Source organism: Paenibacillus sp. 01T47, assembly GCF_056398245.1.
Genome location: NZ_JBFTPA010000013.1, coordinates 74,536 through 98,893, shown reverse-complemented (window position 1 = coordinate 98,893; position 24,358 = coordinate 74,536). Strand labels below are relative to the sequence as shown.

The 24,358-nt window shown below is 45.7% G+C and carries 23 protein-coding genes; 7 read left to right on the top strand and 16 right to left on the bottom strand.

Features of this window, described 5'->3' with window-relative positions; genetic code table 11:
- The first annotated feature begins 24 nt into the window (after positions 1-24).
- The 4 genes from AC1DOV_RS22915 to AC1DOV_RS22900 are packed head-to-tail and all read left to right on the top strand — an operon-like array spanning position 25 to position 3,955.
- On the top strand, positions 25-684 hold the full coding sequence (locus AC1DOV_RS22915) for a helix-turn-helix transcriptional regulator (protein WP_076269800.1): 660 nt from the start codon (positions 25-27) through the stop codon (positions 682-684).
- Positions 681-1,820 carry an alanine racemase gene (locus AC1DOV_RS22910; RefSeq protein WP_477551170.1) on the top strand — a complete coding sequence of 380 codons (1,140 nt, stop codon included), beginning with the start codon at positions 681-683 and terminating at the stop codon, positions 1,818-1,820. The genes AC1DOV_RS22915 and AC1DOV_RS22910 overlap by 4 nt, the downstream gene beginning before the upstream one ends.
- 22 nt (positions 1,821-1,842) lie before the next feature.
- Positions 1,843-3,447: an N-acyl-D-amino-acid deacylase family protein gene (locus AC1DOV_RS22905; RefSeq protein ID WP_441877095.1), complete on the top strand. Its 1,605-nt coding sequence runs from the start codon at positions 1,843-1,845 to the stop codon at positions 3,445-3,447.
- Between the two features lie 43 nt (positions 3,448-3,490).
- Entirely contained in the window at positions 3,491-3,955 is a 465-nt protein-coding gene (locus AC1DOV_RS22900; RefSeq protein WP_076269751.1) for a RidA family protein, read from the top strand.
- Between the two features lie 102 nt (positions 3,956-4,057).
- Here AC1DOV_RS22900 and AC1DOV_RS22895 read toward each other — a convergent pair whose 3' ends face one another.
- The 9 genes from AC1DOV_RS22895 to AC1DOV_RS22855 form a co-directional block, all read right to left on the bottom strand.
- The gene (locus AC1DOV_RS22895) at positions 4,058-4,225 is read right to left on the bottom strand and encodes a hypothetical protein (protein ID WP_441877098.1); all 168 of its coding nucleotides are present in this window, start codon (positions 4,223-4,225) and stop codon (positions 4,058-4,060) included.
- 150 nt (positions 4,226-4,375) lie between these two features.
- A complete protein-coding gene (locus AC1DOV_RS22890) occupies positions 4,376-5,437 on the bottom strand; it encodes an S-layer homology domain-containing protein (protein ID WP_477551169.1) in 1,062 nt (353 codons plus the stop codon).
- A gap of 112 nt (positions 5,438-5,549) precedes the next feature.
- A complete protein-coding gene (locus AC1DOV_RS22885) occupies positions 5,550-6,662 on the bottom strand; it encodes a putative 2-aminoethylphosphonate ABC transporter substrate-binding protein (protein WP_477551168.1) in 1,113 nt (370 codons plus the stop codon).
- 209 nt (positions 6,663-6,871) lie between these two features.
- The gene (locus AC1DOV_RS22880; RefSeq protein WP_076269749.1) at positions 6,872-7,657 is read right to left on the bottom strand and encodes a DeoR/GlpR family DNA-binding transcription regulator; all 786 of its coding nucleotides are present in this window, start codon (positions 7,655-7,657) and stop codon (positions 6,872-6,874) included.
- 55 nt (positions 7,658-7,712) lie between these two features.
- Positions 7,713-8,900, bottom strand: coding sequence for a saccharopine dehydrogenase family protein (locus AC1DOV_RS22875; protein ID WP_441877107.1), 1,188 nt, complete (start codon positions 8,898-8,900; stop codon positions 7,713-7,715).
- Between the two features lie 13 nt (positions 8,901-8,913).
- Complete coding sequence (phnW, locus tag AC1DOV_RS22870) at positions 8,914-10,056, bottom strand: 2-aminoethylphosphonate--pyruvate transaminase (protein WP_477551167.1); 1,143 nt, start codon at positions 10,054-10,056, stop codon at positions 8,914-8,916.
- Positions 10,053-10,850, bottom strand: a complete 798-nt coding sequence (phnX, locus tag AC1DOV_RS22865; RefSeq protein WP_441877113.1) for a phosphonoacetaldehyde hydrolase — start codon at positions 10,848-10,850, stop codon at positions 10,053-10,055. The genes phnW and phnX overlap by 4 nt, the downstream gene beginning before the upstream one ends.
- Positions 10,851-10,913: 63 nt before the next feature.
- A complete protein-coding gene (locus tag AC1DOV_RS22860; RefSeq protein ID WP_441877116.1) occupies positions 10,914-12,650 on the bottom strand; it encodes a putative 2-aminoethylphosphonate ABC transporter permease subunit in 1,737 nt (578 codons plus the stop codon).
- 3 nt (positions 12,651-12,653) lie between these two features.
- The gene (locus tag AC1DOV_RS22855) at positions 12,654-13,721 is read right to left on the bottom strand and encodes an ABC transporter ATP-binding protein (protein ID WP_441877119.1); all 1,068 of its coding nucleotides are present in this window, start codon (positions 13,719-13,721) and stop codon (positions 12,654-12,656) included.
- A gap of 260 nt (positions 13,722-13,981) precedes the next feature.
- Here AC1DOV_RS22855 and AC1DOV_RS22850 point away from each other — a divergent pair, with 260 nt between their 5' ends.
- Both AC1DOV_RS22850 and AC1DOV_RS22845 read left to right on the top strand, forming a co-directional pair.
- Positions 13,982-14,767 carry an HAD family hydrolase gene (locus AC1DOV_RS22850; protein WP_441877122.1) on the top strand — a complete coding sequence of 262 codons (786 nt, stop codon included), beginning with the start codon at positions 13,982-13,984 and terminating at the stop codon, positions 14,765-14,767.
- Between the two features lie 297 nt (positions 14,768-15,064).
- Complete coding sequence (locus AC1DOV_RS22845; RefSeq protein WP_477551166.1) at positions 15,065-18,310, top strand: cohesin domain-containing protein; 3,246 nt, start codon at positions 15,065-15,067, stop codon at positions 18,308-18,310.
- 138 nt (positions 18,311-18,448) lie between these two features.
- On the opposite strand, the gene AC1DOV_RS22840 is transcribed toward AC1DOV_RS22845, so the two are convergent.
- A complete protein-coding gene (locus AC1DOV_RS22840) occupies positions 18,449-18,610 on the bottom strand; it encodes a sporulation protein YjcZ (protein ID WP_179089868.1) in 162 nt (53 codons plus the stop codon).
- Positions 18,611-18,790: 180 nt separating this feature from the next.
- On the opposite strand from AC1DOV_RS22840, the gene AC1DOV_RS22835 reads away from it, so the two are divergent.
- A complete protein-coding gene (locus tag AC1DOV_RS22835) occupies positions 18,791-19,168 on the top strand; it encodes a PH domain-containing protein (RefSeq protein ID WP_076269741.1) in 378 nt (125 codons plus the stop codon).
- A 40-nt stretch (positions 19,169-19,208) separates the two neighbouring features.
- Here the strand turns inward: AC1DOV_RS22835 and AC1DOV_RS22830 are convergent, their stop codons facing one another.
- The 6 genes from AC1DOV_RS22830 to AC1DOV_RS22805 form a co-directional block, all read right to left on the bottom strand.
- A complete protein-coding gene (locus tag AC1DOV_RS22830) occupies positions 19,209-19,832 on the bottom strand; it encodes a peptidoglycan recognition protein family protein (protein WP_477551165.1) in 624 nt (207 codons plus the stop codon).
- A gap of 55 nt (positions 19,833-19,887) precedes the next feature.
- The gene (locus tag AC1DOV_RS22825; protein WP_477551164.1) at positions 19,888-20,373 is read right to left on the bottom strand and encodes a phage holin family protein; all 486 of its coding nucleotides are present in this window, start codon (positions 20,371-20,373) and stop codon (positions 19,888-19,890) included.
- A gap of 334 nt (positions 20,374-20,707) precedes the next feature.
- Positions 20,708-22,189, bottom strand: coding sequence for a hypothetical protein (locus AC1DOV_RS22820; RefSeq protein ID WP_477510233.1), 1,482 nt, complete (start codon positions 22,187-22,189; stop codon positions 20,708-20,710).
- Between the two features lie 3 nt (positions 22,190-22,192).
- Positions 22,193-23,230 carry a hypothetical protein gene (locus tag AC1DOV_RS22815; protein ID WP_477551163.1) on the bottom strand — a complete coding sequence of 346 codons (1,038 nt, stop codon included), beginning with the start codon at positions 23,228-23,230 and terminating at the stop codon, positions 22,193-22,195.
- Positions 23,231-23,234: 4 nt separating this feature from the next.
- On the bottom strand, positions 23,235-23,852 hold the full coding sequence (locus AC1DOV_RS22810; RefSeq protein WP_477510235.1) for a putative phage tail protein: 618 nt from the start codon (positions 23,850-23,852) through the stop codon (positions 23,235-23,237).
- A 3-nt stretch (positions 23,853-23,855) separates the two neighbouring features.
- Positions 23,856-24,350, bottom strand: coding sequence for a tail fiber protein (locus tag AC1DOV_RS22805; protein WP_477510236.1), 495 nt, complete (start codon positions 24,348-24,350; stop codon positions 23,856-23,858).
- Positions 24,351-24,358: the final 8 nt, after the last annotated feature.

The window sequence follows — 24,358 nt, the reverse complement described above, 5'->3', positions numbered from 1 at the left end:
TAAGAAAGTGGAGAGTGAATGCAAGTGGAATCAATATCTCAAGAATTACTATTTTTGACGGAGATGGCCAAAGGTATAACCGCGCAGTTTGGAGACAATTGCGAGGTCGTTGTGCATGACTGGTCAAAGCCCGTAGACAGCACCATTGTTGTCATCGAGAACGGCCACGTCACCGGAAGAAATGTAGGAGATCCTGGCACGAATCTTGGACTGGAAATTATGAGAGGCACCTCCGAGGGTGATAACCGCCATAATTATGTTACCCAGACGAAGGATGGACGTATTCTCCGTTCGACCTCCATGTATGTAAAAAATAACGCTGGCACCATCATTGGAGCGCTCTGCATCAACTTCGACATTACCGATCTGATGGTTGCCGAGAAAACGCTTCAATCGCTGACAGCGAGCGGACTACAGCCGGTTCGGGAATCGTTTGTCAGCAACGTGAACGACCTGCTCGATACGCTCATACAGGAAGCGCAGGTCACGATTGGCAAGCCGCCAGCTGCCATGACCAAAGAAGATAAAATTAAAATCATTCAATTGCTTGATCAAAAGGGTGCTTTTCTCATTAAAAAGTCAGGCGAGAAGGTTTGCAGCTATTTGAGCATTTCAAAATTTACGTTATACAGCTATTTGGAAGAATCCAAAGGTGTAGATAGCGATGAAGGAGCAAGCGAATGAGCGAGATATTGAACGTACGCAAAGATGAGGAAGCCTTGCTTAAGCTAGAAACACCATGCGTTGTCATCGACAGTGATGCTGTCGATAACAACATTGCTGCAATGGCAGAAGCTATCGCGAAACGCGGCGTAAAGCTTCGTCCCCATGCCAAAACACATAAGCTGCCGGAAATGGCCTCAAAGCAGCTCTCAGCTGGTGCCATCGGCATCACCGTAGCCAAAATTTCCGAAGCGGAGATCATGGCAAGCGGCGGCATTCGTGATATTTTTGTCGCTTATCCGTTAGTGGCCAAATCCAAGCTTGAGCGTGCAGCTCGGCTCAGTCTATCCGGCGTTCGATTAATTATCGGAGTCGATAGCTTAGAGGGTGCGAAGCGCATATCTGAGACAGCCGTGCGTGAAGGCGCAGTGTTGGAAGTACGCCTGGAGCTAGAAACGGGACTTCGTCGTACAGGAGTTGCGATCGACAAAGCCGTGGAGCTTGCGAAGCAAATCAATGATCTTGTCGGCATAAAGCTTAGCGGTATTTTCACCTATCGAGGGGCTATGGTCGGCGGAGCATCGACGCTCGATTTGCAAGCAGCCGGCCATGAAGAGGGGCGCTTAATGGTTGAGGCTGCTGCAGTACTACGGAGCGCAGGCATCGCCATTGAGGATGTAAGTGTAGGCTCTTCGCCTACTGCGCTGTTCGCTGCAGAAGTTGACGGCATCACTGAAGTTCGTCCCGGGACTTACATTTATCAAGACCGAATGCAGGCAGCTTTCGGAACATGTACGCTTGAGGATTGTGCCGTCGTTGTGCTGGCTACCATTGTCAGCAGGCCCTATGAAGATTTAATCATCATTGACGGCGGCAGCAAAACATTCGCAACGGACGTACAACCGGGCAATTCACCTTTATTCCTTAAGGGCTTCGGCCATATCATCGGAGATCCTGAAGCGATTTTGGAGCGAATGAATGAGGAGCACGGCATGATTCGTGTACAGCCGGATTCCAACTATCAGGTTGGCGACTTGGTGCGTATCATCCCCAATCATATTTGCAGCACCGTTAATTTGCACAGCTTTGTCTACATCAAGGATTCCAGTGGGCAGCTTCACAAAACGACTGTAGCGGCTCGCGGAATGCTCGAATAACGAGAAGGAGGAGGCTTATAACATGCTCGATCTTATTTTGAAAAACGGCAAAATCGTCGATGGCAGCGGCAATCCTTGGTACGGCGGCGATGTTGGAGTCAAAGATGGCATCATTGTTTCTATCGGCCAAATTGATCAAGAGGCTAGCCAAATTATTGATGTGGGACGCAAAGTGATTTCTCCTGGCTTCATCGATGGGCATTGCCACTCGGATCTGATGATTATTGATCATCCTTACAGTGAAATTAAGCTGCAGCAAGGGGTAACAACTGAGGTTGTCGGCAACTGCGGCCTCGCCCCTGCTCCATTTATTCGGAGTAAAGGCGCACTGCTGCAGTCGTATGTGCAGCCCGTACTTGGGAGTACAAGCTGGGAGTGGCCCTGGGAAACGGTTGGTCAATATATGGATTTTGTCAGCAAATCCAATCCTTCGGAGCACATCGCCACCTATGTAGCACACGGTGCACTGCGTATCGCAGTCATGGGCTTCGAGAACCGTCCTGCGACGAAAGACGAAATCGAGCGGATGAAGACACTGCTTGAAGAAGGGCTGCGAGCAGGCGCAATCGGATTATCAATTGGTTTGTTGTATGCACCTGGCAGCTATACTTCACGCGAAGAGCTGGTTGAGCTTTGCAGCGTTTTGCCTAAATACAACGGTCTGCTCTCCACACATATTCGCGGTGAGGGCAATAACTTGCTGCCGTCCGTTGCAGAGGTCATATGGATCGCTGAACGAGTCGGCATCTCGCTGCATATCAGTCATTTGAAAGCAGCTGGCCGCGCCAATTGGGGTAAAGCGCTTGATGCGCTGGAGCTTGTAGAAGCGGCAAGAGCACGTGGTATGGACGTCACAGTTGATGTTTATCCCTACGCGGCAGGCTCCACCACCTTAACAACCGTCCTCCCTCCTTGGGTACTAGAGGGCGGCATTCATGCAACACTTGAAGCGTTCCGCGATAAGGCGCTGCGCCTGCGGATCAAAGAAGAGCTAAGCCGCGAGCAGGACACTTGGGATAATCTTGTATGTTCAACTGGCTGGTCCAGCATCATTATTTCTTCGATTCAGACCGAAGCGAACAAGGCGCTCGAAGGCAAATCAATCGCCGAGGTTGCCGAGCTTCGAGGAGAACATCCCGTCGATTGCATGATGGATCTTCTGCTTGAGGAGAATGCTCAAATCGCGATTGTCTACTTCCATATGTCCGACGACGATGTGAAGCAGGTCATCGGTTATGAGAAATCATTGATTGCATCCGACAGCTTGAACTGCGAGATCGGCAAGCCTCATCCGCGCACGTACGGCACCTTTCCACGCGTTTTTGCCAAATATGTGCGTGAAGATAAGGTACTGTCGCTTGAGCAAGCGGTTCGCAAGCTAACCTCATTTCCCGTACAGCGCTTTAAACTTGGCAAAAGAGGACTGCTTGTGCCAGGATATGCTGCTGACATCACGGTATTCGACCCAGCTGTCATTCAAGACACAGCAACGTTCGAGGACCCGCGTCAATATCCGTCCGGCATCTCGCATGTTATCGTTGCCGGCCAGCTCACGCTTTCACATGGTGAACACACGCATAAGCGCGAAGGTAATCTTATTCGCGCGCAGCACTGCTGCACGCATTAGTTAACCCGCAATACACAATTGATAAACAAGGAGCTGTTTTATAATGTCTATTATTGAAAAACGTCTTGCTGAGCTAGGAATTGTTTTGCCTGAAACGACTAAACCTAAGTTCTCCTACATTCCGGTCAACCAAACGGGCAATCTCATCTATACTTCCGGCTTCGACTGCCGTATCGATGGTGTTCTCATGTATGAAGGTAAAATCGGCTCTGATCTAACGATCGAGCAAGGACAAGAAGCAGCGCGCCAAGTCGTTATCAACCTGCTTGCGGCGATGAAAGCTCACCTAGGCGACCTTGACCGTGTCGTAAAAATCGTAAAAATTCTTGGTTTCATCAACAGCGCTCCCGGTTTCGGCGATCAGCCTTATGTGCTGAACGGCGCATCGGATCTGCTCATTGAAGTATTCGGAGAAAATGGACGCCATGCAAGGTCCGCGATCGGTACAAGCGATCTTCCATTCCATACGCCAGTTGAAATCGAACTCATTGCAGAGGTTCGAGAATAGCATAAACAGGCAAAACCCCCAAGGCTCAGGCACTTGGGGGTTTAATACTATTTCAATTAGTGGAAAACGCATTGATTCCGATTTACAAGCAAGCTTTGTTGACTACCAGCATACAGCGCGGGAAATAATAACAAGCAAAATGAAAAGTACCAATATAATACCGATACCAGTTCCCCAGCCGCCAACTCCAGCTCCACAATTGCTAACACCTGCAACTGGATAAGAAGGTCCGCAATTTCCTGCGCCAACCCCTGCTACTCCATAGCCCATTTGTTCATCTCCTTTTTACTAAGGTACAGTATCCTATGATTTTTAGTAAAAAGGGTATAGGCTATTTCGTAAAATGTGCTCCTGCTCATTTTTTATGCCCGCCCACACTTTCTTGCAATGACTAAACGCCTCTGCTCTGGGTGAACAAGTCTATTTATTCTGGCTATCGATGAGCGTCAAAATAAACGTCAATGCTTCTGCACGAGTAGCCTTTGCCTGCGGTTCAAAGCGATTGCCGCTTCTCCCCTTAAGCAGATTACGAGAAACAGCAGCCGCTACAGCCGGCTTAGCCCAAGCTGGTATTTGCGAGGCATCCGCAAAACGAATTGACGGGTTCTCGTCGAGCGGAAAACCAGATGTACGCATCGTCATTGCCACCATTTCCGCTCTTGTAATATGGCGGTTTGGCCGGAAAGTACCATCGTCATAACCGCTAATTACCTCAGCATTCACAGCCTCCGCTATGAACGCCTCTGCCCAAGCTGGAAATTGTCCCTTGTCTTTAAAATTAACTTCCTTCGCTTGCTTAGCATTCAACTCGAATGCACGGCCGATCATAGCAACAAATTGCGAACGCGTTACCCAGCCATTAGGTTGAAAAGCACCGTTCTCAAAGCCTGTTACGATGCCAAGCGAAGCCGCTCTTGTAATATTTGCCTCAGCCCAGTGGCCTTTGATGTCACTGAAGGATACTAGCGTCGAAGAGCTTAAGAGCAAAGCCAGCTTCGCCGCATTTTTCAGCTGAACCGCCTTGACCTGACTATCGACCAGCTTTGCTTCTACCAGCTCAACGTTCGCCTTTCCACTCGCAACTCCCTCAAAAGTAAACGTGGCAATAGCTGCCGATCCGCTCACTCCGCTATCCTTCCCAATCTTCGTATGAGCGAATGTTATAACCCCATCCTTATCAATCGGTGAAATGGGCATTCCTTTCCACGCTGCTGTTGCCTGTTTGAATTTAAGTTTTGCTGTGTTGTACTTCAGTTTAATCTCGAAGCCATATAAATCATTTAATTGCTCCCCTTTTACAACGACCTCAACTGGTTGTCCGACTGCCGCATTTTTCTGATTGACGGTAAGCGACAACGTTGCAGCCGCAGCATGTGCAGAAGGCAGCAAGGCTGAGCGGCCAACGCCCGTTAGCGTAGAGACGCCAGAAAACAACGTCATCACTATTAACAAAATTGCTATTTTTTTCACTCTCAACAACATGTCCATTCTCCTTCCAAATCGTGTTTTTCGTTATGTTCAATAGGGAGCGTGCTAGTGAAAAGGCTGACAGCAGCTTAACTAGCGCTTGTCAGCCTTTTTCTTTATACAACTATTATGATTTCGGCTCGCTCTTGCTGTCGTAGCGGTTGCTCCACTCTTTTAAAATAGTATCTCTTTGTTTAGCCGCTTCTTGCAGATCGTATTTGATTAATTGCTCAATCGGGTTTTTAGTATAACCTTCTGGAATGACGCTAGTGTCACTCTTCACAGCTACGATCGGATAGTTTTTGCTATATTCAGCCATTGCATCGTCTGTAATTGCCCAGTCCAAAAACGTCTGTGCTGCTTTTTTCATTTTCGATTTCTTAATCATTGCATTTGCCTCAACATCCCAGCCTGAGCCTTCTGCCGGGAACACTACTTCAACGGGAGATCCGCCGCTTTTTTCTTTAATACCGCGGTATCCGAAGGAGATCCCGATTGGATATTCGCCAGTACCAGCCATTTTTGCCGGCTTCGAACCTGAGTGCGTGTAGATGCCAATGTTCTCATGCAGTTTGTCCAAGTATTCCCATGCTTTATCTGCTCCAAGCAGCTGCGCCAAGCCCGATACCGTAAGGAAACCCGTACCAGATGATGCAGGGTTAGGCATCGTGATTAGACCCTTATATTCTGGCTTGAGCAGATCCTCGTAAGTTTTCGGTACGGCCAAACCTTTTTTCTCCAGCTCAACCGTATTAGCAATAAAAGCAGTCTCCCATGCATCAATGCCTACCCAATGCTCCGGACTTCTAGTATCTTTAAACTCAGCAAGAATCCGATCTACGCCAGCAGGAGAATAAGGCTCCAGCATGCTGTTTTGATCCAGTACTAGCAAGCTTGTTGCTGCAACGCCCCACACGACATCCGCTTGCGGATTATCCTTTTCAGCAAGCAGCTTAGCCGTAATGATACCTGTTGAATCACGAACAATATTCAATTTGATGTCGGGGTATTTTTCATAAAAAGTTTTCAAATACTCTTTAATAAGATCATCCTCAAGCGCAGTATATACGGTAAGTTCCTTGCTATCCGTATCAAGCGACGATTCTGTTGATTCAGTTGCTTCTGAAGTATTGCCCATTTTGTTATTTCCTTTATTGCTCGATCCTCCGTTACCTCCGCATGCGGATAATACCGTAACGATAACTATCATGCTCACAAGCAGAAACCAGCTTCTTTTCATTTTTTTCTCTCCCTTTGTTTGTTCTTCTTCTCTATTCCTACTATATGCTTGTTTGTTTAACGCACTGTAAAATACAAGTAAATAAATTGTTTTGTTTTTGATTTCCACTAATTAGATGTGTTTTTCCTTTGAGTAATTTGCATTTGGTTGGTATAAAAAAAAGAACCTCCAAGTCCTATTAGACTCGAAGATTCCTTTGCCACAAACAGCTATTCTGCTACAATCCAGTGCACATCCTGATCATCAAGCTTGGAACGCCAAGCCTGCGGAGGCGCCACATCGCTAATAATCATATCAATCTCTTTAAAATCGGCAATCTTATAAAAATGGTTCGTCCCAATCTTCGTATAATCAGCTAACACGATCGTTTGCTTGGCTTGTTTCATGAAAGTTCTAGCCAACACGCCGCGCTCATCCTCATAGCTTGTTACACCGCTATCAATCTGTAGGCCGTCAGCAACGATAAAAGCCTTGTCCACATTAAAATTGGACATAAACTCCATCGCAAGCGTACCGGATGTCCGGTAATGCTTCGGGTTAATGCGACCGCCAATAAGCACGATTTCACCATCAAATATATTGCGATTTTTGTAGCCAATCAGCAAGTTTAAGGTATAAACGGATGTAACAAGAACGGTAAGTTGTTTTTTGTAAGCAAGTGAATCGATCATTTGCAGCGTGGTTGTTCCATCGTCGATGACAACAACGTCTTTATCCTGAATGAGAGAGGAGGCAGCTCGTCCGATCCTTCTTTTCTCTTCAGCCTGCTGCACCTCGCGCCGAACATAAGCGGGCTCTTCCCGCTCCACATTAATCTTAACGGCGCCGCCGTATACTCGCTTGAGCTTAAGCTCATCCTCCAGCTCCTCCAAATAACGGCGGATCGTTTCCGATGATACATCAAGCGCCTGCACAAGCTCCGGCGTTCGAACCTTCCCTTTTAGCTGCAGCATATTAATGATGATCTGCTTCCGCTCTTCTCCGGCTAGCGACATCTCTATTTCCCCTTCGTCTTCAGCTTAGTCTACTGTTTTGATTATTAATCGTATTCTAGCCTACTTCAACTAAACTCTCAATCTTTTCATGAATGAGAATGCCGCGCTTGCTTAGCTGCTCAAATATAATGCTCGGTTCAAAAGCTTCTTCCGGTGTGATGATTCCTGTTTGATCTTTGCATAACGTCTGACCGCTCGCAATAAGCTCCGTCGCTATCGCAAGTGGAATTCCGACGTTTCTAGTGTACGCACGGAGTTTCTCCCAGCCTTCTACTGAACCATCCGATGCAGGATGTGTATGGGTAAGTGTATGTTTGCAAGCTTCGCCAGTCTGTGCCGATATTCCCGTTACTTCAATATGAAGAGAATAACCGTATAATTCTGTTTCATGGCCTTCTTGCGATTCGAATAAGTATTGCCCAATCGCATCCATAATGCCAATTTCCTGGCCTGCAATGTTTATACGATCGTTGCGCATAAACCCATAGTCATATAACGCACGGACGAGTCTCATATTTTGCTGAGGCCATGTACCGCGTACTTCAATTAACTGAACATCCTTGCTCTCAAGCGCTTTTGCCAGCGTTCGTGTCTCTGCGTGCGGAATAATGTATTGAATCGATTTGCCGTAAGGCTCTGGCAGCTCAATTTCACGTGGACGAGCAAACGGCTCCACCTGAATGAATTGCCCCTTCTCATAAACTACGCGTCCCGGCAGCTTCGGATCATACTCATAAACCGTCGTTTCCGCTATCGATTTGGAGAATGCAATCGGCCGGTATGAGCCATGACTAACCCGTACCTCATGCACTTCCTTCAACTGATTAGCAGCATGCATCGCCATCATTTGCGTTACACCCGGCGTCATCCCGAAGCCAGGCAAACACATTTTTCCGTTGCGGACAAATACATCGTGGCTTGCATCTTCTTCGCCAAAGCCGTTCAAATTAATGCCGTGGCAGCCAGCCTCTGCAATACATGCCGTCGACAAGCCGTTTAATGTAATTGTAGTTCCATCCATTACAATATCGTAGCCGCGAAGCTGTTCTACCGTTGCCGCATGATCATGCACATTCACTCTGACTGCATTGACACGTTTATCATTCAGTGAGGCAGCAAGCTGCTGCGCCGCTTCCAGATTGAAATCACCAATCGTAATGACCTCAAATGAGGAGTACTGAACAAGGTCCAGCACCGCTTCCATACAAATTCGACCTGCACCGCCAAGACAAAATACTTTCATCGTCTTCACTCTCCTACTGTTCCTTGTCAAAGGATGAATAAATGCTTTTGATCACATGAACCAATCGTTCCATATCTGCTGGATTAACATCACCGATGCTGCCAATTCGGAAAGTCGGCTCCGAGGTCAGCTTCCCTGGATACAGAACAAAACCTTCCTTCTTCAAGCTTCCGTAAAATGATTCAAATGAAAAGTTAGCGCTTGGGTAACGAAATGCTGTAATAATAGGAGATTGCCATTCACGAGGCAGCAGCGCACTGAAACCAGCAGCCTCCATCCCCTCAGTTATTACTTGTTGATTGCTACTATAACGAGCTTCACGAGCCGCGATTCCGCCTTCAAGCTCCAGCTCCTTCAGCGCTTGATCGAATGCGCGAACAACATGTGTCGGCGAAGTATAACGCCATTTGCTATTCGAGCGCTCCATCATGTCCCATTGGTCATACAAATCAAGCGATAAAGAGCGCGCATGGCCTTTGCATTTGGCAATGGCATCACGGCGGGCAACTACAAAACCAAAACCCGGTACCCCTTGTATACATTTGTTGCTGCTGCTAATGAGGAAATCAATGCCCAGCTCATCTATGTCCATAGCTACACCGCCAAAGCTGCTCATAGCGTCAACAATAAACGTGACATTATGGCGCTTAACAACTTGAGCTATTTCATTCAAAGGGTTAAGGATACCTGTTGTCGTTTCGCAATGTACGATGGCAACATGTGTAATCTGCGGATCATCCTTAAGTGCTTTCTCGATGACTTCCGGATTGATAGGGCTGCGCTCGTCAAAACGGATTGGCGTAACTGAAATACCAAGCACGTCGGCAATTTGAACCATTCGCTCGCCATAAGCTCCATTAACGGCAATAGCCAATTTTCCGCCTTGCTTCGGCATCGCCGTGCCTATTGTGGCTTCCACGCTAAACGTCCCGCTGCCCTGCATCAATATAGCAGTATAGTCTTCTGCCGCCGATTGTGCAGCAAGCTTAACGAGCCGCTCTCTTATCGAAGATACCAGCTGATTGTATTGATCATCCCACGTACACCAATCCTTCATCATCGCTTCCTTCACGGTTCGAGTCGTCGTTAGCGGTCCTGGCGTAAGAAGTAGATATGGATTTTCTGTTAGCAATAATGCATCATTATGTGATTTCATGGACGATCCCCCGCTTGTAGTCTTTCGTTGATGTGTGAAATAACGCCATCCAGCTCGCCAATCTCACGAATGATAAAATGTGCTCCCGCTTGCATCAAGCGATCCGAAACTTCAACAAACAGCTTCTCCTTCTCGCCCTCAGACAGGGCTTCCGTTTCCGCTTGTGTCAAACCCACTTCATTTCCGCCGAAAATAACGCCTACTGACCATACGCCTGCATGACGGCCTTCTCTCATATCTGCTTCGGTATCGCCGCATTTGACGATATGGCTCATCGGATACGTACCGAGCAGCTCCGCATTGCGGAAGATCATCCATGGATGCGGGCGGCCTTCGGCTGCTTCATCTGGCGTTACTGTACAATCTGGCGAATATCCTTGCTTCGCAGCTTCCGGTGCAATAATGTCCATCATGGGACGCGTATATCCTGTCGTCGTTCCAATCTTGATGCCCTGCTCGCGCAGTCTCTCAATAAGTGCTAGCGCACCGGGCACTGGTGTTGCATATTGATGAAGAATGGAGAACAACATCGGTTCAAACTTTTCATACATTTCATCAATATCATTTTCATTTGGCATGCTGCCAAACTTCGCTTGCCATGCAGCAGACACATCAGGATCGGAGCAAATATCGCGCAAATGATCCTTTTTCATGCGACCCATCGGCTTCCGAATCGCTTTGAACGACGCCTCAATGTCTCTTTCTTCGAATAAGCGGCGAAACGCTTCAACCGGTGCAAAGCTTCCATAATCAACCACTGTACCTGCCCAATCCAATATGACTGTTTTAATCATGAGTAAAAACCTCCATCGTATAATGTATAATTGTTTTTTTGAAAAATTGTTTTTGGCATCGCCTTATCGCTTCTGCCAAGCTGACATTTTGCGTCTCAGCCTTGCGGTGCCCGCTTCATACAGAAAGCGAACGACAACATTGAGGAGCACTACGAGTACTGACATCGCTGCCGCCGCCGCCGTATCGCCCGCATCGTCCATGCTGACGATGGAAACCGAGGCAATTCGCAAGTCCGACGCATACAGAAAGACCAGTGCAGATACCGTCACCATTGCATTTACGAAAAAGTAAACTGCCATTTCTAATATGGCCGGCAAGGACAATGGCACCGTAATGCGATAAAATGTCCGCAGCTTCGAGACATTCATGGACTCCGAGACGTTGTCGAACTCCTTGTCCAGCATTTTTAAAGTTGCGGTCGCCGTCATGAATGGAACGGAGTAAAAATGCACAACATTAGCCAAAACAAGAATGATCATCGTTCCATAAATAAAGTGAAACGGGTTGGACGGATGATTAAAGAAATAAATAAAAGATAATCCGATGACCAGCCCTGGAAGCGCCAGTGGCAAAATCGACAAGAAATAAGCAGCTTGCCGGATCGGACGATAGACACGTCCATTTTCGATCAAATAAGCAAACAAGAACGTAATGATCGTTCCGATTACCGCTGTCCAAGCGGCCATCTCAATGCTGTTCCAGAACGGATCGAAGCCACCTGCCGCTGCATTGGAGAAGTCGAAGTTGCTCCACGTTAGTGACATGTCATACGGCCACTTCTTCACGACCGAAGCAAGCAGAACAGCTCCCATTAACAGCAAAATCATGGCTGATAAAGCAATCGCATACGTATACGCCCAAACATTGCGCAGCCGATTGTTCTTCACGGAATAAGGAACAGACTTTGATGTGACGTACGCCTGCTGCTTCCGCGTGACGATTCGATCCACGATAAACGCGAGAATGGCGGGAATGGTCAGCACGATGCCGACTACAGCTCCCATAGACATATTTTGCTGGCCGACAACCTGTTTAAAAATATCAGTGGCCAGCACGTTATACTGTCCGCCTACGACCTTCGGTGCGCCAAAATCGGTGAAGCTGAGCGTAAAACAAATGACAACCGCGCTGAGCAGCGCATATTTTACAGACGGCAGCGTTACGGTAAACATTTTTCGCAAGCTGCTCGCGCCCATCGACTCGGCTGCCTCATACAAGCGATAATCGCTGACGGCAAGCCCCGCGCACAAAATAAGAAACGCCTGCGGAAACGTATAGATGACCTCAGAAATGATGATGCCTACTTTTCCATAGAGTGGAATTCGCCATTCGAACGGCAGCAGTCCGAACAACCCCGTAGAGATAAGACCTTGATGACCAAATAAATAAGTAAGCGCGAGCCCGTGCATCATGGTTGGTGCGAATAAGGGCAGCATGGCAAGAGCTTTGAAGAAGGACTTGCCTTTAATATTTGTGCGAGTCAATACGAACGCCAGCCCAAAGGCAAGCGGCACAGCAATCGCGGTTGTAGCTGTGGATACGGTAATCGTGTTCAGCATCGATTGAATGAGTGATCTTGACTGCAAATACGATGAAAAATGAGTGAAGCCAACCAGATTTCCATCTGAATCCATGAACGCCTGCTTAAACATCGCGAACAGTGGCAGGACAATAACAGTAATAAGTGTGAGCAGGACTAGGACTAGCAAGAGCTTTATAACGCCATTGCTCTCCCGTAACTTTTGATTGCTTTTTCTCACCCACTGCGAGGGCAGAGCTTGATCTATTTTCCCTTTCATTCTCTACCTCCCCACGTTCCCAGCGATTGCCGCAGGATAATGAAGCATACGCTCTTGCGGCATTTGAAGATGAAACAGCTTATTGCGCGACCATTCAAATCGATTAGCTATTTGCGCTGATATATCTACCGTTACGCTTATGTCTGAATGATTCCCGTGTTCATTCGCTAGCTGCAAGCTTACACGATAGAATGCGCCACGAAACTCCACATGCTGAACAAATCCGCTAATTCCGCTATCATTAGATAGGCCGCCCGTATGCTTTTCCTCATCAATCTGGATATGTTCCGGCCTTATAGCTAACAAATCATTTGGGCTTGCCCCCATCCATCTTTCTGTTCCTACAGGAAAAAAATTAATAGCTCCAATGAAATCAGCGACAAAAGGCGTATTCGGCTTGTCATATACCTCCTGCGGCGTGCCAATTTGGACAACCCGTCCTTGATCCATGACGACAATCTGATCCGCCATCGTCAGCGCTTCCTCTTGGTCATGCGTAACCATAACCGTCGTAATGCCAAGCCGCTCTTGCAGCTCGCATAGCTGTTCGCGCAGCTTCTCCCGCACCTTCGCATCAAGCGCAGAAAGCGGCTCATCCAGCAATAAAATATCAGGCGATAAGGCGATTGCTCTTGCGAGCGCCACCCGCTGCTGCTGGCCTCCGGAGAGCTGTGCTGGATACCGATCCCTCACCTCAGTCAGTCCAATGAGCTCCAGCATCTCCTTCACACGTTCTTCAATTTGACGCTTCGGCTGTTTCCCTTTGAGACCGTAGCCAATGTTGTCGCTCACGCTTAGATTTGGAAATAGCGCATACGATTGAAAAACGATGCCAAAGTTGCGTTTGGACGTATGCTGCGTCGTAATATCATTTCCATCAAGGATTACGGTGCCGGCATCAGTCTGTTCAAGACCTGCGATAATACGCAGCAATGTCGTCTTGCCGCAGCCGCTTGGGCCGAGCAGACATGTGAATTTCCCTTTCGGAATATGAACGCTGACATCATGGAGTGCTTGAAAGCTGCCAAATGCCTTGCGAATACCATTAATCGCTAATCCTTCATTTTTCATTCTCATTCTCCTTGTGTTCTCGTAATAATCGTTCAAGAACGGTATTATGAAGTTAAAGCATTTGCATCGTTGATCTATTAGCAGTTTAAAATAGATTTGTTAAGTGAGTGTCAAACACAAGTAAAGATTGTGTGTTTAATTGCTTTTATTATGGTTTTAAGTTGTTTTAAAGATCCGAATGCTGTATTTTATGTGCAACAACCTTTTTTTCATTTCTTTAGCAAAGACAACAAACTAAAAAAAGGACGGGTACTACACTTATGACAACGATTATTTTCGACTTAGACAACACGCTGATTTGGGATGAGAAAAGTACAGACGAGGCACTCGATGCAACATGCGAAGCAGCCGAGCAAGCATTAGGTTTACAAATAGGACTTTTAAAGCAATCTATCATTCGATCTGCTCATTCTGTATTTCGTGAATTGGAATGTTACGCTTACTTAGCGAATATTGAAGTAACTGCGATGGAAGCGATGTGGGCTCGGTTTGATGATGGAGAAGCAGCAGAGCTGCAATTAATGAAAGAGGCAGCACCTGCTTTCCGTAAAAACGTTTGGGAGAGAGGACTACAAGAGCTCGGCATCCACGATGAAGACCTTGCAGTCAAGCTTGCTGAACAGTTTCCAGCCGAGCGGCGCAAGCGCCCTTATGTATATGAAGAAACATTTGAGGTGCTCGAAGCATTATCTGCAAAATACCCGCTTATGCTGCTGACCAATGGAACACCTGATTTACAGAAAGAGAAGCTCTATGGCATCAACGGTTTATCCGATTTTTTTCCCCATATCGTTATTTCTGGAGAAGTCGGCTGCGGCAAGCCGGCTCCGCAAATTTTCGAGCACACGATGAATCTCGCGGGGCTAAAACCAGAGCAATGTCTAATGGTAGGAGATAATTTGTTTACCGACATTTTGGGGGCGAGCCGAACCGGGATAGCAAGCGCCTGGCTAAATCGATCGAGACAGCAGCTGCCAGAAGGTGCCGCACGTCCAACTTTTGAAATTCAATCCTTGAGAGATATTGAAGCGCTGCTTCCTCTATAAGTTGTTCTTACTACTATAAAAAGAGGCTCCACCTTGTCGTTTCGACGAGGTGGAGCCTCTTTTTAGTAATTTCTTCATATTCCGATTACACCTGTTTAACAACACAACCTTATGATAAAGAAGAATCAAAAACACACAAAAACAATTAATCACATTATTTAATGACATTATTTGTTTTGTTTTTAATCTATGTGTGGGAAGGATGTTGGATTATGGCCCCTATGCCATAAAAGTAAATCTACTGTCCCCTAATCGATTTCACGAGACACCTATTCAAAAAATTGGAGGTTATTATTCATGAATAAGACGATAAAAAAAGCATTTGTATCCACGCTTGCTGCCGTTACATTAATTACCGCATCAGGAGGATTTGTTCCGCTCAGTCAAACCGCTTTTGCAGCTGTTGTGAATGCCGACCTGCATGCAAAGTTCAGCTTTGAGAACAATGCCGCTGATAGTTCCACAAACAATCTCTCGGCTGACATCGTCGGCACTCCAACTTACGTTCCCGGAAGAATCGGACAAGCCCTTTCATTAAGTTCAACTAGTGCCAATAAACAATACGTAAATCTAGGCAAGCCATCACAGCTCCAATTCGGAGTCGATAAAAGCTTCAGCTTCTCCTTCTGGGTGAAGTCCTCCGGCGTAGATTCCGATCCTTCCATTTTATCCAATAAAGACTGGAACAGCGGAGCTAATGTTGGCTACAACCTTTCTCTTCATTCCGATAAGAAATTAAGATGGAATTTCAATACGGCAGGCGGAACACGCATAGATGCTGATATTCCAAACGTCGCTAATGGGAGCTGGCACCATATCGTTATCTCGCATGACCGTACCGTCGGACGCGTAGATTTTTATAAAGATGGCGTGCCTGTTGCAGTCTCTACTTCGAACGGGACCAAATTCAATAATATCGCAAGTGCAATTAGCATTACTGGCCGCACAGGAACGATCGATTCTGGTCTTTCCACAATGCTCGGCAATGATGGCACTGGCAAATATTCTGCAGCGTTGGAAGCGCAGCTCGATGAGGTTCTCATTTTGAATCGTGCGATCACCCCTGAAGAGGTTACAGAAATTTTCAATAGTGCTCCGCCCATTATAGTCAGCGATAAATTCAATGGCACGCTAAAATTCGTAGGTGCAACAGCCACAGCTCCTGGCACAGAATTTAAGCAGATGCTCGACCTGCGCACCCCTTCCATGACAACCGCGATCGACGGCGCGAGCGTAGAAATTGCCTATGACAGCAGCAAATTCACATTCTCACGTGCAACGAAAGCAACGAAAGTAGACACTTCAACACCCGGCATCGTTAAGCTGGAGCTCCCAGCTGGAAGTGTATATAACAAAACCAACCCTTTAGAATTCGCGTCATCTACACTGTCCGATGTTTACTTTTTTGCGAAGGATGCAAGTGGACAAGGCACGATTCAAGTGACTTCTGCTGAGTTTTTTGTAGACGGTAATAAATATGTGAAGGAAACGTTGAACACGCCTGCGCAAACTGTCCATATTAATACAAAGTCATCTGAGGATATTAACAAAGACAGTCATATTACGATTGGTGATGTTGCCTTGGCTCAAGGGAAGTCCGTTCAAGAACTAACCAATATTGCTGATAAAGTAAAATATATGCCTTACAAACGAGTTGTCGTTATCGGCATCGACGGTGCCGGCATGTCGGTATCGAAGGATGCGCCATACTGGGAAACGCCAAGCTCTGTGAAGGAAACAGTAGGCGACCGATTAAATCTGCCCGCACTGCGCGGTATTATCGAGAAAGGTGCTGCTAGTTATTCCGTCACAACGACGCTGCCTACCGTTTCATCTCCTAACTGGGGTGCCATGTTAAATGGTGTGGACTACAGCAAACATCAAATTGACAATACGATTAGCGCAAATAATACCTATAGTGAAACATCGCCTTACCCGTCCGTCTTCAAAAAATTGCGTGAACAATTCCCGGAGACTAAGCTTGCTGCCTTCACAACCTGGTCCAACATCATTAATGGACATATCGAACCGTCCCTTGGTGCCGAAGGATATTCTGCGGGCGATAAAGCTAACGTAAATGCTTTTGCAAAATATGCGGCAGACGGCAGAGCATACGATGCATCCCTTATTTTCTTCCAATTGGATGATGTGGACGGTGTCGGACACTCGCTCGGTTTCTATACGAAGGATTATTACGCAAAACTTATGGAAACAGATAACCTTGTAAAAACGATATATGACTCGCTCGGCAGCAAAAACCTGCTGGACGATACGCTTATTCTAATGACAGCCGATCATGGCGGCGGCACAGAAAACGCAGACCATACGCTCGGCAGCGCTACTGCCCATGGACAAGATTCGCCGCTTGCTAAAACGGTATTTATCGCAGCAAACGGAAGAACGATTGCAACCGATGTAGGCAAGGAGAAGCTTTTGCAAGGAGGAACAACGAAGGATATTGCTGCAACGATATTAGCTGCACTGGAGGTCGATTCGCCAATTGGCGATTCCAAGACGATTGACGGCATGTTTGTTCCTCAGAAGGACCAGAACAAACCGGATGCTCCGAATCTTCAGTTAACCAAAATTGTTGACACCACTTCTAAACAATTAAAAGGTTATGAGCTCGCCGTCAGTCATCTGAACACGGATGCTAAAGCCTTGGATATCGAATTAGAGACTGGCGATCTGACTGTCCAATCGATTAAGCCGCTTCAAGCTGGCGTTACCGTCTTACGAAATGACAGCACTAATGGAAAAACTAGAATCGTCCTTGCAGCAGATTCCGCCATCTCGCCGGATCAGCCTATTGTACGGTTAGTAACGCAGTCCCAAAATAACGGTGCATCTGCGGTGCTTCATCAAGCGATGATCGCAAGTGGACAAGGAAAAGAGTCATTGCCTAACTTCACCGCTTCCGTTAAAGAAGAAGGGACAGAAACATCCGGTCCAACTGCTGTATTGGAAGGAAAAACGTCTGTCGTATCCGGTTCAACCTTTACGATTAAGCTAGGCTTGAATGATGTTTCGGACAACGTCTATGCACAAGATATCTCATTTAACTATGATCCGAATGCATTTGAATATGTAGCTAGCCGTTCACTTCTTGAAAAGGTTCAAATTGTGAATACCATCCATGATGAGAAAGGTAAAATCCGACTCATTCTTGCTAGCGAAGGGGTAGAAAACGCGGTTACCGGCAGTAAACAGGTTGTGGAGCTTACTTTTAAAGCAAAAGAAACACAAACGGTTACTACAGGTAAAGTGACTGCGGATTCGATCTTAATTTCAAACGGCGAAACTGAAGTTAATGCTGCTCCATACACATTAAATATCCAAGTAACGCCAAAAGAAACGACAAACCCTGCCGATCAAAACCAAGATGGCAAAGTCAGCATTTCGGATTTGGCCCTCATCGTTATTCATTACGGCAAACGTGAAGGCTCAGCGGATTGGGAACAAATTAAACAAGCTGACGTCAACAAAGACGGTGTCATCGATCTATTAGATCTTATTCTCGTCGCTCGCTCCATTGTTGAATAATAAGTATCATTAGCAACTTGTCCTATATGATAAACTATAACATCCCCATGGCTCAGGCCTATGGGGATGTTATTATACTTTCATTTAGTTAGAAAGCGTTTGGAAAGCCTTGCGTTTACGCTTTGGCTTAATTATGGCTTACAGCCAAGAACGAGAAATGATGACAAGAAGGATAAAAAGGACAAGAATAAATCCAATACTTGAGAATCCGCCACCGCCGCAGCCTACGCCTACTCCTGCAACTGGGTAAGGTGCGCAGTTTCCAGGACCTACATTAGCACCTGCTACTCCATAGCTCATTTGTTCATCTCCTTTTTGTTAACTTACACAGTATCCTATGATTCTGGGGCAAAAGTGTATGGGCTTTTGCAGGAAATGAGCAGATGCCTAAAAAAGCCATCTATTATTGCTTGTCTGCGCATAAAGTAAACGAAGGAACTTTTTTTTAGGTACATATGGAATTAGAGGGATGGTGTAAAAATGGGCTTTTTGGACGCATTAATGGGGAACGCCTCTGAAGTAAATCCTGACGAGGCGCAAAGAGAATTTGGCAACTTGCTCAGTAGATCGGAGAATGTAGAAAGAGCGTACAAGCTGATTCGCGACATGTTTATTTTTACGAACAAACGCCTCATCATCATTGATAAACAAGGAATAACCGGCAAAAAGATCGATTTCCATTCCTATCCTTACAAAAGCATTACTCATTTCAGCATCGAAACAGCCGGAAACTATGATCTGGATGCCGAGCTGAAGATTTGGATATCAGGCAGCGTCGCGCCCATCCAAAAAACATTCAATAAAAACCTGAACATCTACGATCTACAGAAGGTTTTGGCTGAATATGTCTTAAAATAAATAATGAACCCCGCAGACCTTAGAGGTCGGCGGGGTTCATTTATTTTCGCGAGAGTATCATTGTATTTAGCCATGCCAGCTCCGAGAGCGTTAACGTACCTTGCTCCGCTTTCTCCCTCCATTTAGTGTCCTGAAGAAGCTTTTGCTCCATAAATTGACCGAGGGTATTAATTAAAAGCCTTTGTTCTGCTTCTGATAGATTAAGATCTGACTTTCGATTGTCGGTTGGCCGTTTCATTTTCTCCAGTACCTTCTGTTTGAAATGGTCCCATCCTGTCCATTTGCCATTATCGTACATCAATCTTGGACAAATTTTCCCGCTCCAATCGTAATGGCGACGCAGGCGATCGATTCCCCAGCCGTACTGCTTCAGTAGCTTTGCTGCTAATTCGCAAGTATTGGAAAGTGTTTTTTCATAGTCTCCACTCTCGCAAATCTCAATGCTTATCGATGTTCGATTCCCGCTTGCAGCGCCGCTCCCGTCGCCCGCATGCCACGCATTCTCATTCAGCGGCAAACACTCAATGACCTCGTGCTCGTCCACAACAAGATGATAGGATGCGGTGCGATTATTAGTCGGGTTCGTTAGCCACGCCCTTTCATTTCTCGCTGAGCTGGTAGGGTTGCCTGTGTTGTGAATGGTAATGGATTGCGGCAGAAGCAAATGGCCTGGGCGGCGATTGTTGGGGGTGGATGGGGGGATGTGGTCTGTAAGATATTTAAGGATTACTACCCTCTCCTTCCGAATCGGCTCCGCGCTGCGTCGCTCGAAGTACTTTAGCCTTCAACTCACTTTCAATATGCTTGATGACAATGTCAGGGATCCACTTCTCCCATCCAGCACGATAAGCATTAGCAGTAAGTGACTGCCATGTATGATAGACTAAACCTAGAGTTATTGCATAGAATAAGAGCCCTGGCGTTCCGAGCATCAAGTCAAGTAAATTCGCCAGGAAAGGAAATAACAACAAAAAAACAGTCCTTAAAATACCATGACGTCCGTATTCCGAGCTATAAGTCTCATCCTTTAACGACGCTGCTACTCCTGTTATCCAGTCCATAACTATGGTAGATAAGAGTAGCATGATAGGAAGCATTCTCCCTTCTCCGTATAAAAGATCTAGCCAAGGTGCAGCAGCCGCTCCAACTCCTGCAGCTAGTGTCTTGCTTGGAGTAATATCCAATGAAAAAATATATTTAAGCATAACTATTCCTCTTTTCTTATTTCTTTGAAAACTAAGCTTAAATAATTTAAATTAATTTAAATATCTCTACTTTTAAGATTGTCTTATATTGAAAATATTTGGTTTATAATCATGATATTTGCTCATAATTTATTTCTTTTTTATTTACAAATAAAAAGACAAAAATAGAAGTTTTAAGCTCCTCTTCTTGTCTTAATATGTATAAATATAATTAAACTGAAGATGCATGAAATTATACTTAGAAAATGATGTACTACAAAAATCCATCTTACTTAGACTATAAGAGATTAAGCAAAATAAATTGACAAAGAACCTATCATATAGCTCAATTTTTTTAAGCAATAATGTTTGTTCGAAGCCCATCCACATAGTTTGTGCTATTGTTCCATAAAACATCGATAAATGTTGATAAGTCATTACTTAGACCTATAACAAAGGGTACATTTGTTGGTGTGACTGTACCATTCGATGCTCTAAATCTATCACAACCAAGCCATCTTTGACCGTTTGCCGATATTTTAGACATACGTATCGTTGTTCTTGTTTGGTAATACTCAGTAGCAATTCCACCAACATAGGAATAATAAAATTTAGTATAATTCGAATCTTCAATTGTGATGGCTGCATTTTGATTATCTTTAGCTACATCATAGTCAACTAGAGTATAACCTGCGGGTGCTTGATAAAATACAGTTCGAGTGTTTCCATTCTGCGTATCTGTTACGTAAATAGTACCAGGAGCAGTATACTGAGAATCATATACATAGCGACCATCTCCACTGCATTTAATGGTGCCTAAGTATAAATTCGGAAATGTATTGGAAATAATAGTCCACGTACTAGTAACAACATCTAAACGATAGATTTTGGTTCTCTGGCAATTATGAGTAAACACGAATCGACCATCAGCGGTGCAGGCAATTCCCGCCGAACCATAATTTGTTTCTACCCATTCTGGAACATTCCATGAAGTTGTTCCGCCAGAGCTATTACGACGAAGATAAATAACAGGGACTCCGTTATACATGCAATAAGCAAAGAAATAATCTCCATCGGAATTGGTACAAATAGCCGTCGTACTTTGATGTGACATACCCGTAATCTCAGTAATACCATTAATAGGAGTATATCTATAAACCCTAGCCGCCCCCCCTCCTTGCATACCTAAATAGTAAACGACGGAAGCATCATAGCTTGTGCAGGAATACGCACTAGTTTCAGGTCTATAACTTAAGTAACCAGGTGCCGAAGTATGTGTGAATACAGTTCCTGTATATGCTGATGAAATAGTTTTAGCGGTCCCAGTCAAACCAAATAATACCTCACCGCTCTTAATGTTCTTAGAAACTAACTTAGGCTCAGCAGCTTGCAACTGCGACAGGGACACTCTAGCTTCCGAAGTGCCCAATGTACCATAATAACCCTCAGGTAAATATACCGCTAATTGTCCGTCGCCCCATTGAGACGTTCCAGATGCTTGTATAACCCCAGATCTGTATGGCATTGTTCCTTGAAGTCCGAAAATATTCTTATCTGAACGTATATTCGATGCGATAAAATCAGGATCATTTGCAAGTAAAGAGCCATAACCATTTACGTTTAACCCTGAAGTATAATATCCTGTAGGTGGTTCGAATACAAGATTCCCACCTCCGTCTGGTTTGACTGATATAGAATGAGCATATCCTCCACCCAAGACCGATAATGACCTGTTGAGCATTTTTCCTGCTCCATCATAAATGAGTCCAGCTGAAAATTTTTTACCCTCTAGAACTTCCTCAGCTCTTACGTTTCCTGTTACTATAATTTGCCCCATTTTCTATACCCCCATAATAGTCGCTGATACTTCAACTTGACTTGCGATGTTTGAAGTAACTTTAACTGCAATTGGCGTACTTGTTACTGCATTTATATAACAAGGTAACAAGCTATAGCTTCCTACTCCTACAGCTTGTGCATTTAATAGTATCGTTGATTGTGCTCCTGTTACATCTGCATAAGTTACCCTTATTGTTATTGTAGCAGCAGTTAATGCTCGCATATAAATACCAATCAAAAAATTCCCATTAGACGTTGGAGTAAAAGTTGCTATTATCGTTTCTGACGTTGTCGTAATTGTTGTGTCATCTGCTTGCGCCTTCCTAGCGATGTTCAAGCTATCTGTAGCAGATTTAACAAAAGCAGTTGTAGCCAACTGTGTTGTATTGGTTCCTATTACCGCCGTTGGAGCTGTAGGTGTTCCTGTAAATGCTGGTGAAGCTAAATTAGCTTTCGTTTCCAAAGCAGTTGTAATAGATGTAATCGTCATTGAAGGTAATGTATACCAGTTCGAAGAACCCGTTATGCCCTTAATCATATTAGCCAACTTCGACCATAACCGTGTAGGCGTGTCTGCACCTGCTGCAGCTGTTATCGTATCATCAATCGTTCGTGTACCTATTACGGGATCCGTTGCACTATTTACGCTTCCTGCCCCAGCAGCAATCCCATCCAGCTTCACCTTATCAGCCGCAGACTGAAGACCAGCTGCGGAAGTGGTGGCTGCAGCCGTGCTCGCCTTTGCATTCCAAGCCGTTTTCTCAGCGTCAGTCACAAATCGATTGCTCGCATCCTGAGTAATAACGGATGCAGGATGATTAGCCGGATGCACATATGCATTAGCCCCCGCAGCAACGCCTGCCAGCTTGGTCTTCTCCGCTGTCGTATAGTCCTCTGTAGATAGCTGCTTCCCAGCCACTTTATCTACTTTGTTGCTAACCGCAGTATCCAAAATATCCGCATTCCCATTCAAATCCGCAATATCGACAACATCTGTTCCTTCCGGTTTTTTCAATCCTAAATTCCCTGTCGTTTGCATATTTTCACACTCCCTCGTAAACTCTTAATTCACTCCATGTCTTGCTTCGCGCTTGATTCCATGTCATCGTTCCTATCTGATTCCACACTGTATAGGTGTATTTCAAAGCAAAAGCTAAATGAGCGGGCTTAATATCCTCTAGCATTTGAATAAAGCCAGCCATATTGGGCGGAATCCCCTTCGTCCCAACAAATACGACCTCGAAACGGCTCTCTGCCGGATATTCAATTACAATCACCTCACCGCCAGAGAAAGCGATAGCCGTTTGGATAATTTTAACTTTAGTCGTCGTACCAGCTCCGCGAAGCTTGGCTAAAATACTCTCGCGTCGTCGAGCATCCGGCAAAGAGGAGTCGCTTTTCAGTCCAAGCACATTTTCCCAGCGCGTCAGTCCCCATGTAGCCGAATGTACAAAATATTGATCAAATGCCGTTTCAATCGCCTCAGCCTGCTCCCCTAGTTCTCCGCCAAGCTTAGATTGAATAGCTAGCATTTCAACGACTTCATAATAATAGGGAGGCAAATATTTCATGAGATCTATTTCCGTATGGAGAGCCTCCTCCCCGTCGTCCCTATCTTCCCCATACGTCTGTTCGCCATATAAAGCTAGACTATAGGACAATACCTACACCCCCTTTAGCTGATTCCAGGTTACTCCCGGTCCAAGCTTTCCGCTGGCTAGATCATAAGCGAGTTTCACCGCATTGGCCGTCGCCGCTTGTACAACACTCGTGCTGTTAACCGCATTGTTTAATTGAACAACACCAGCAGCAGTTACCGACGCAGCAGGCAATCTGGCCACGGCAACGGTACCTGAGGTAATATCTGCAGCCGCGTGAGCATGCGCAGCCGGGGCAAAACTTACAGGTTTGCCGCTAATACCAGCCCAAGGCGCGCTGTCCGCTGCTTCTGCACTATCGATCTTTCCGTTGTTGTTCGTATCGTAAATGCTTTTCAGCATGTCGCCCGTCGCCTGCGCTGCAGCAAGCACAATATTCCCGCCTGCTGTACCGATGTACAGCTTCTGGGTATCTGTGCAGTACCCTAGTTCACCGACTTCAAGCAGTCCAATGCTCGTTTCCAAACCTCGCCTCAATTGAATGAGTACTTTTCTTGGCATCTGCTCGC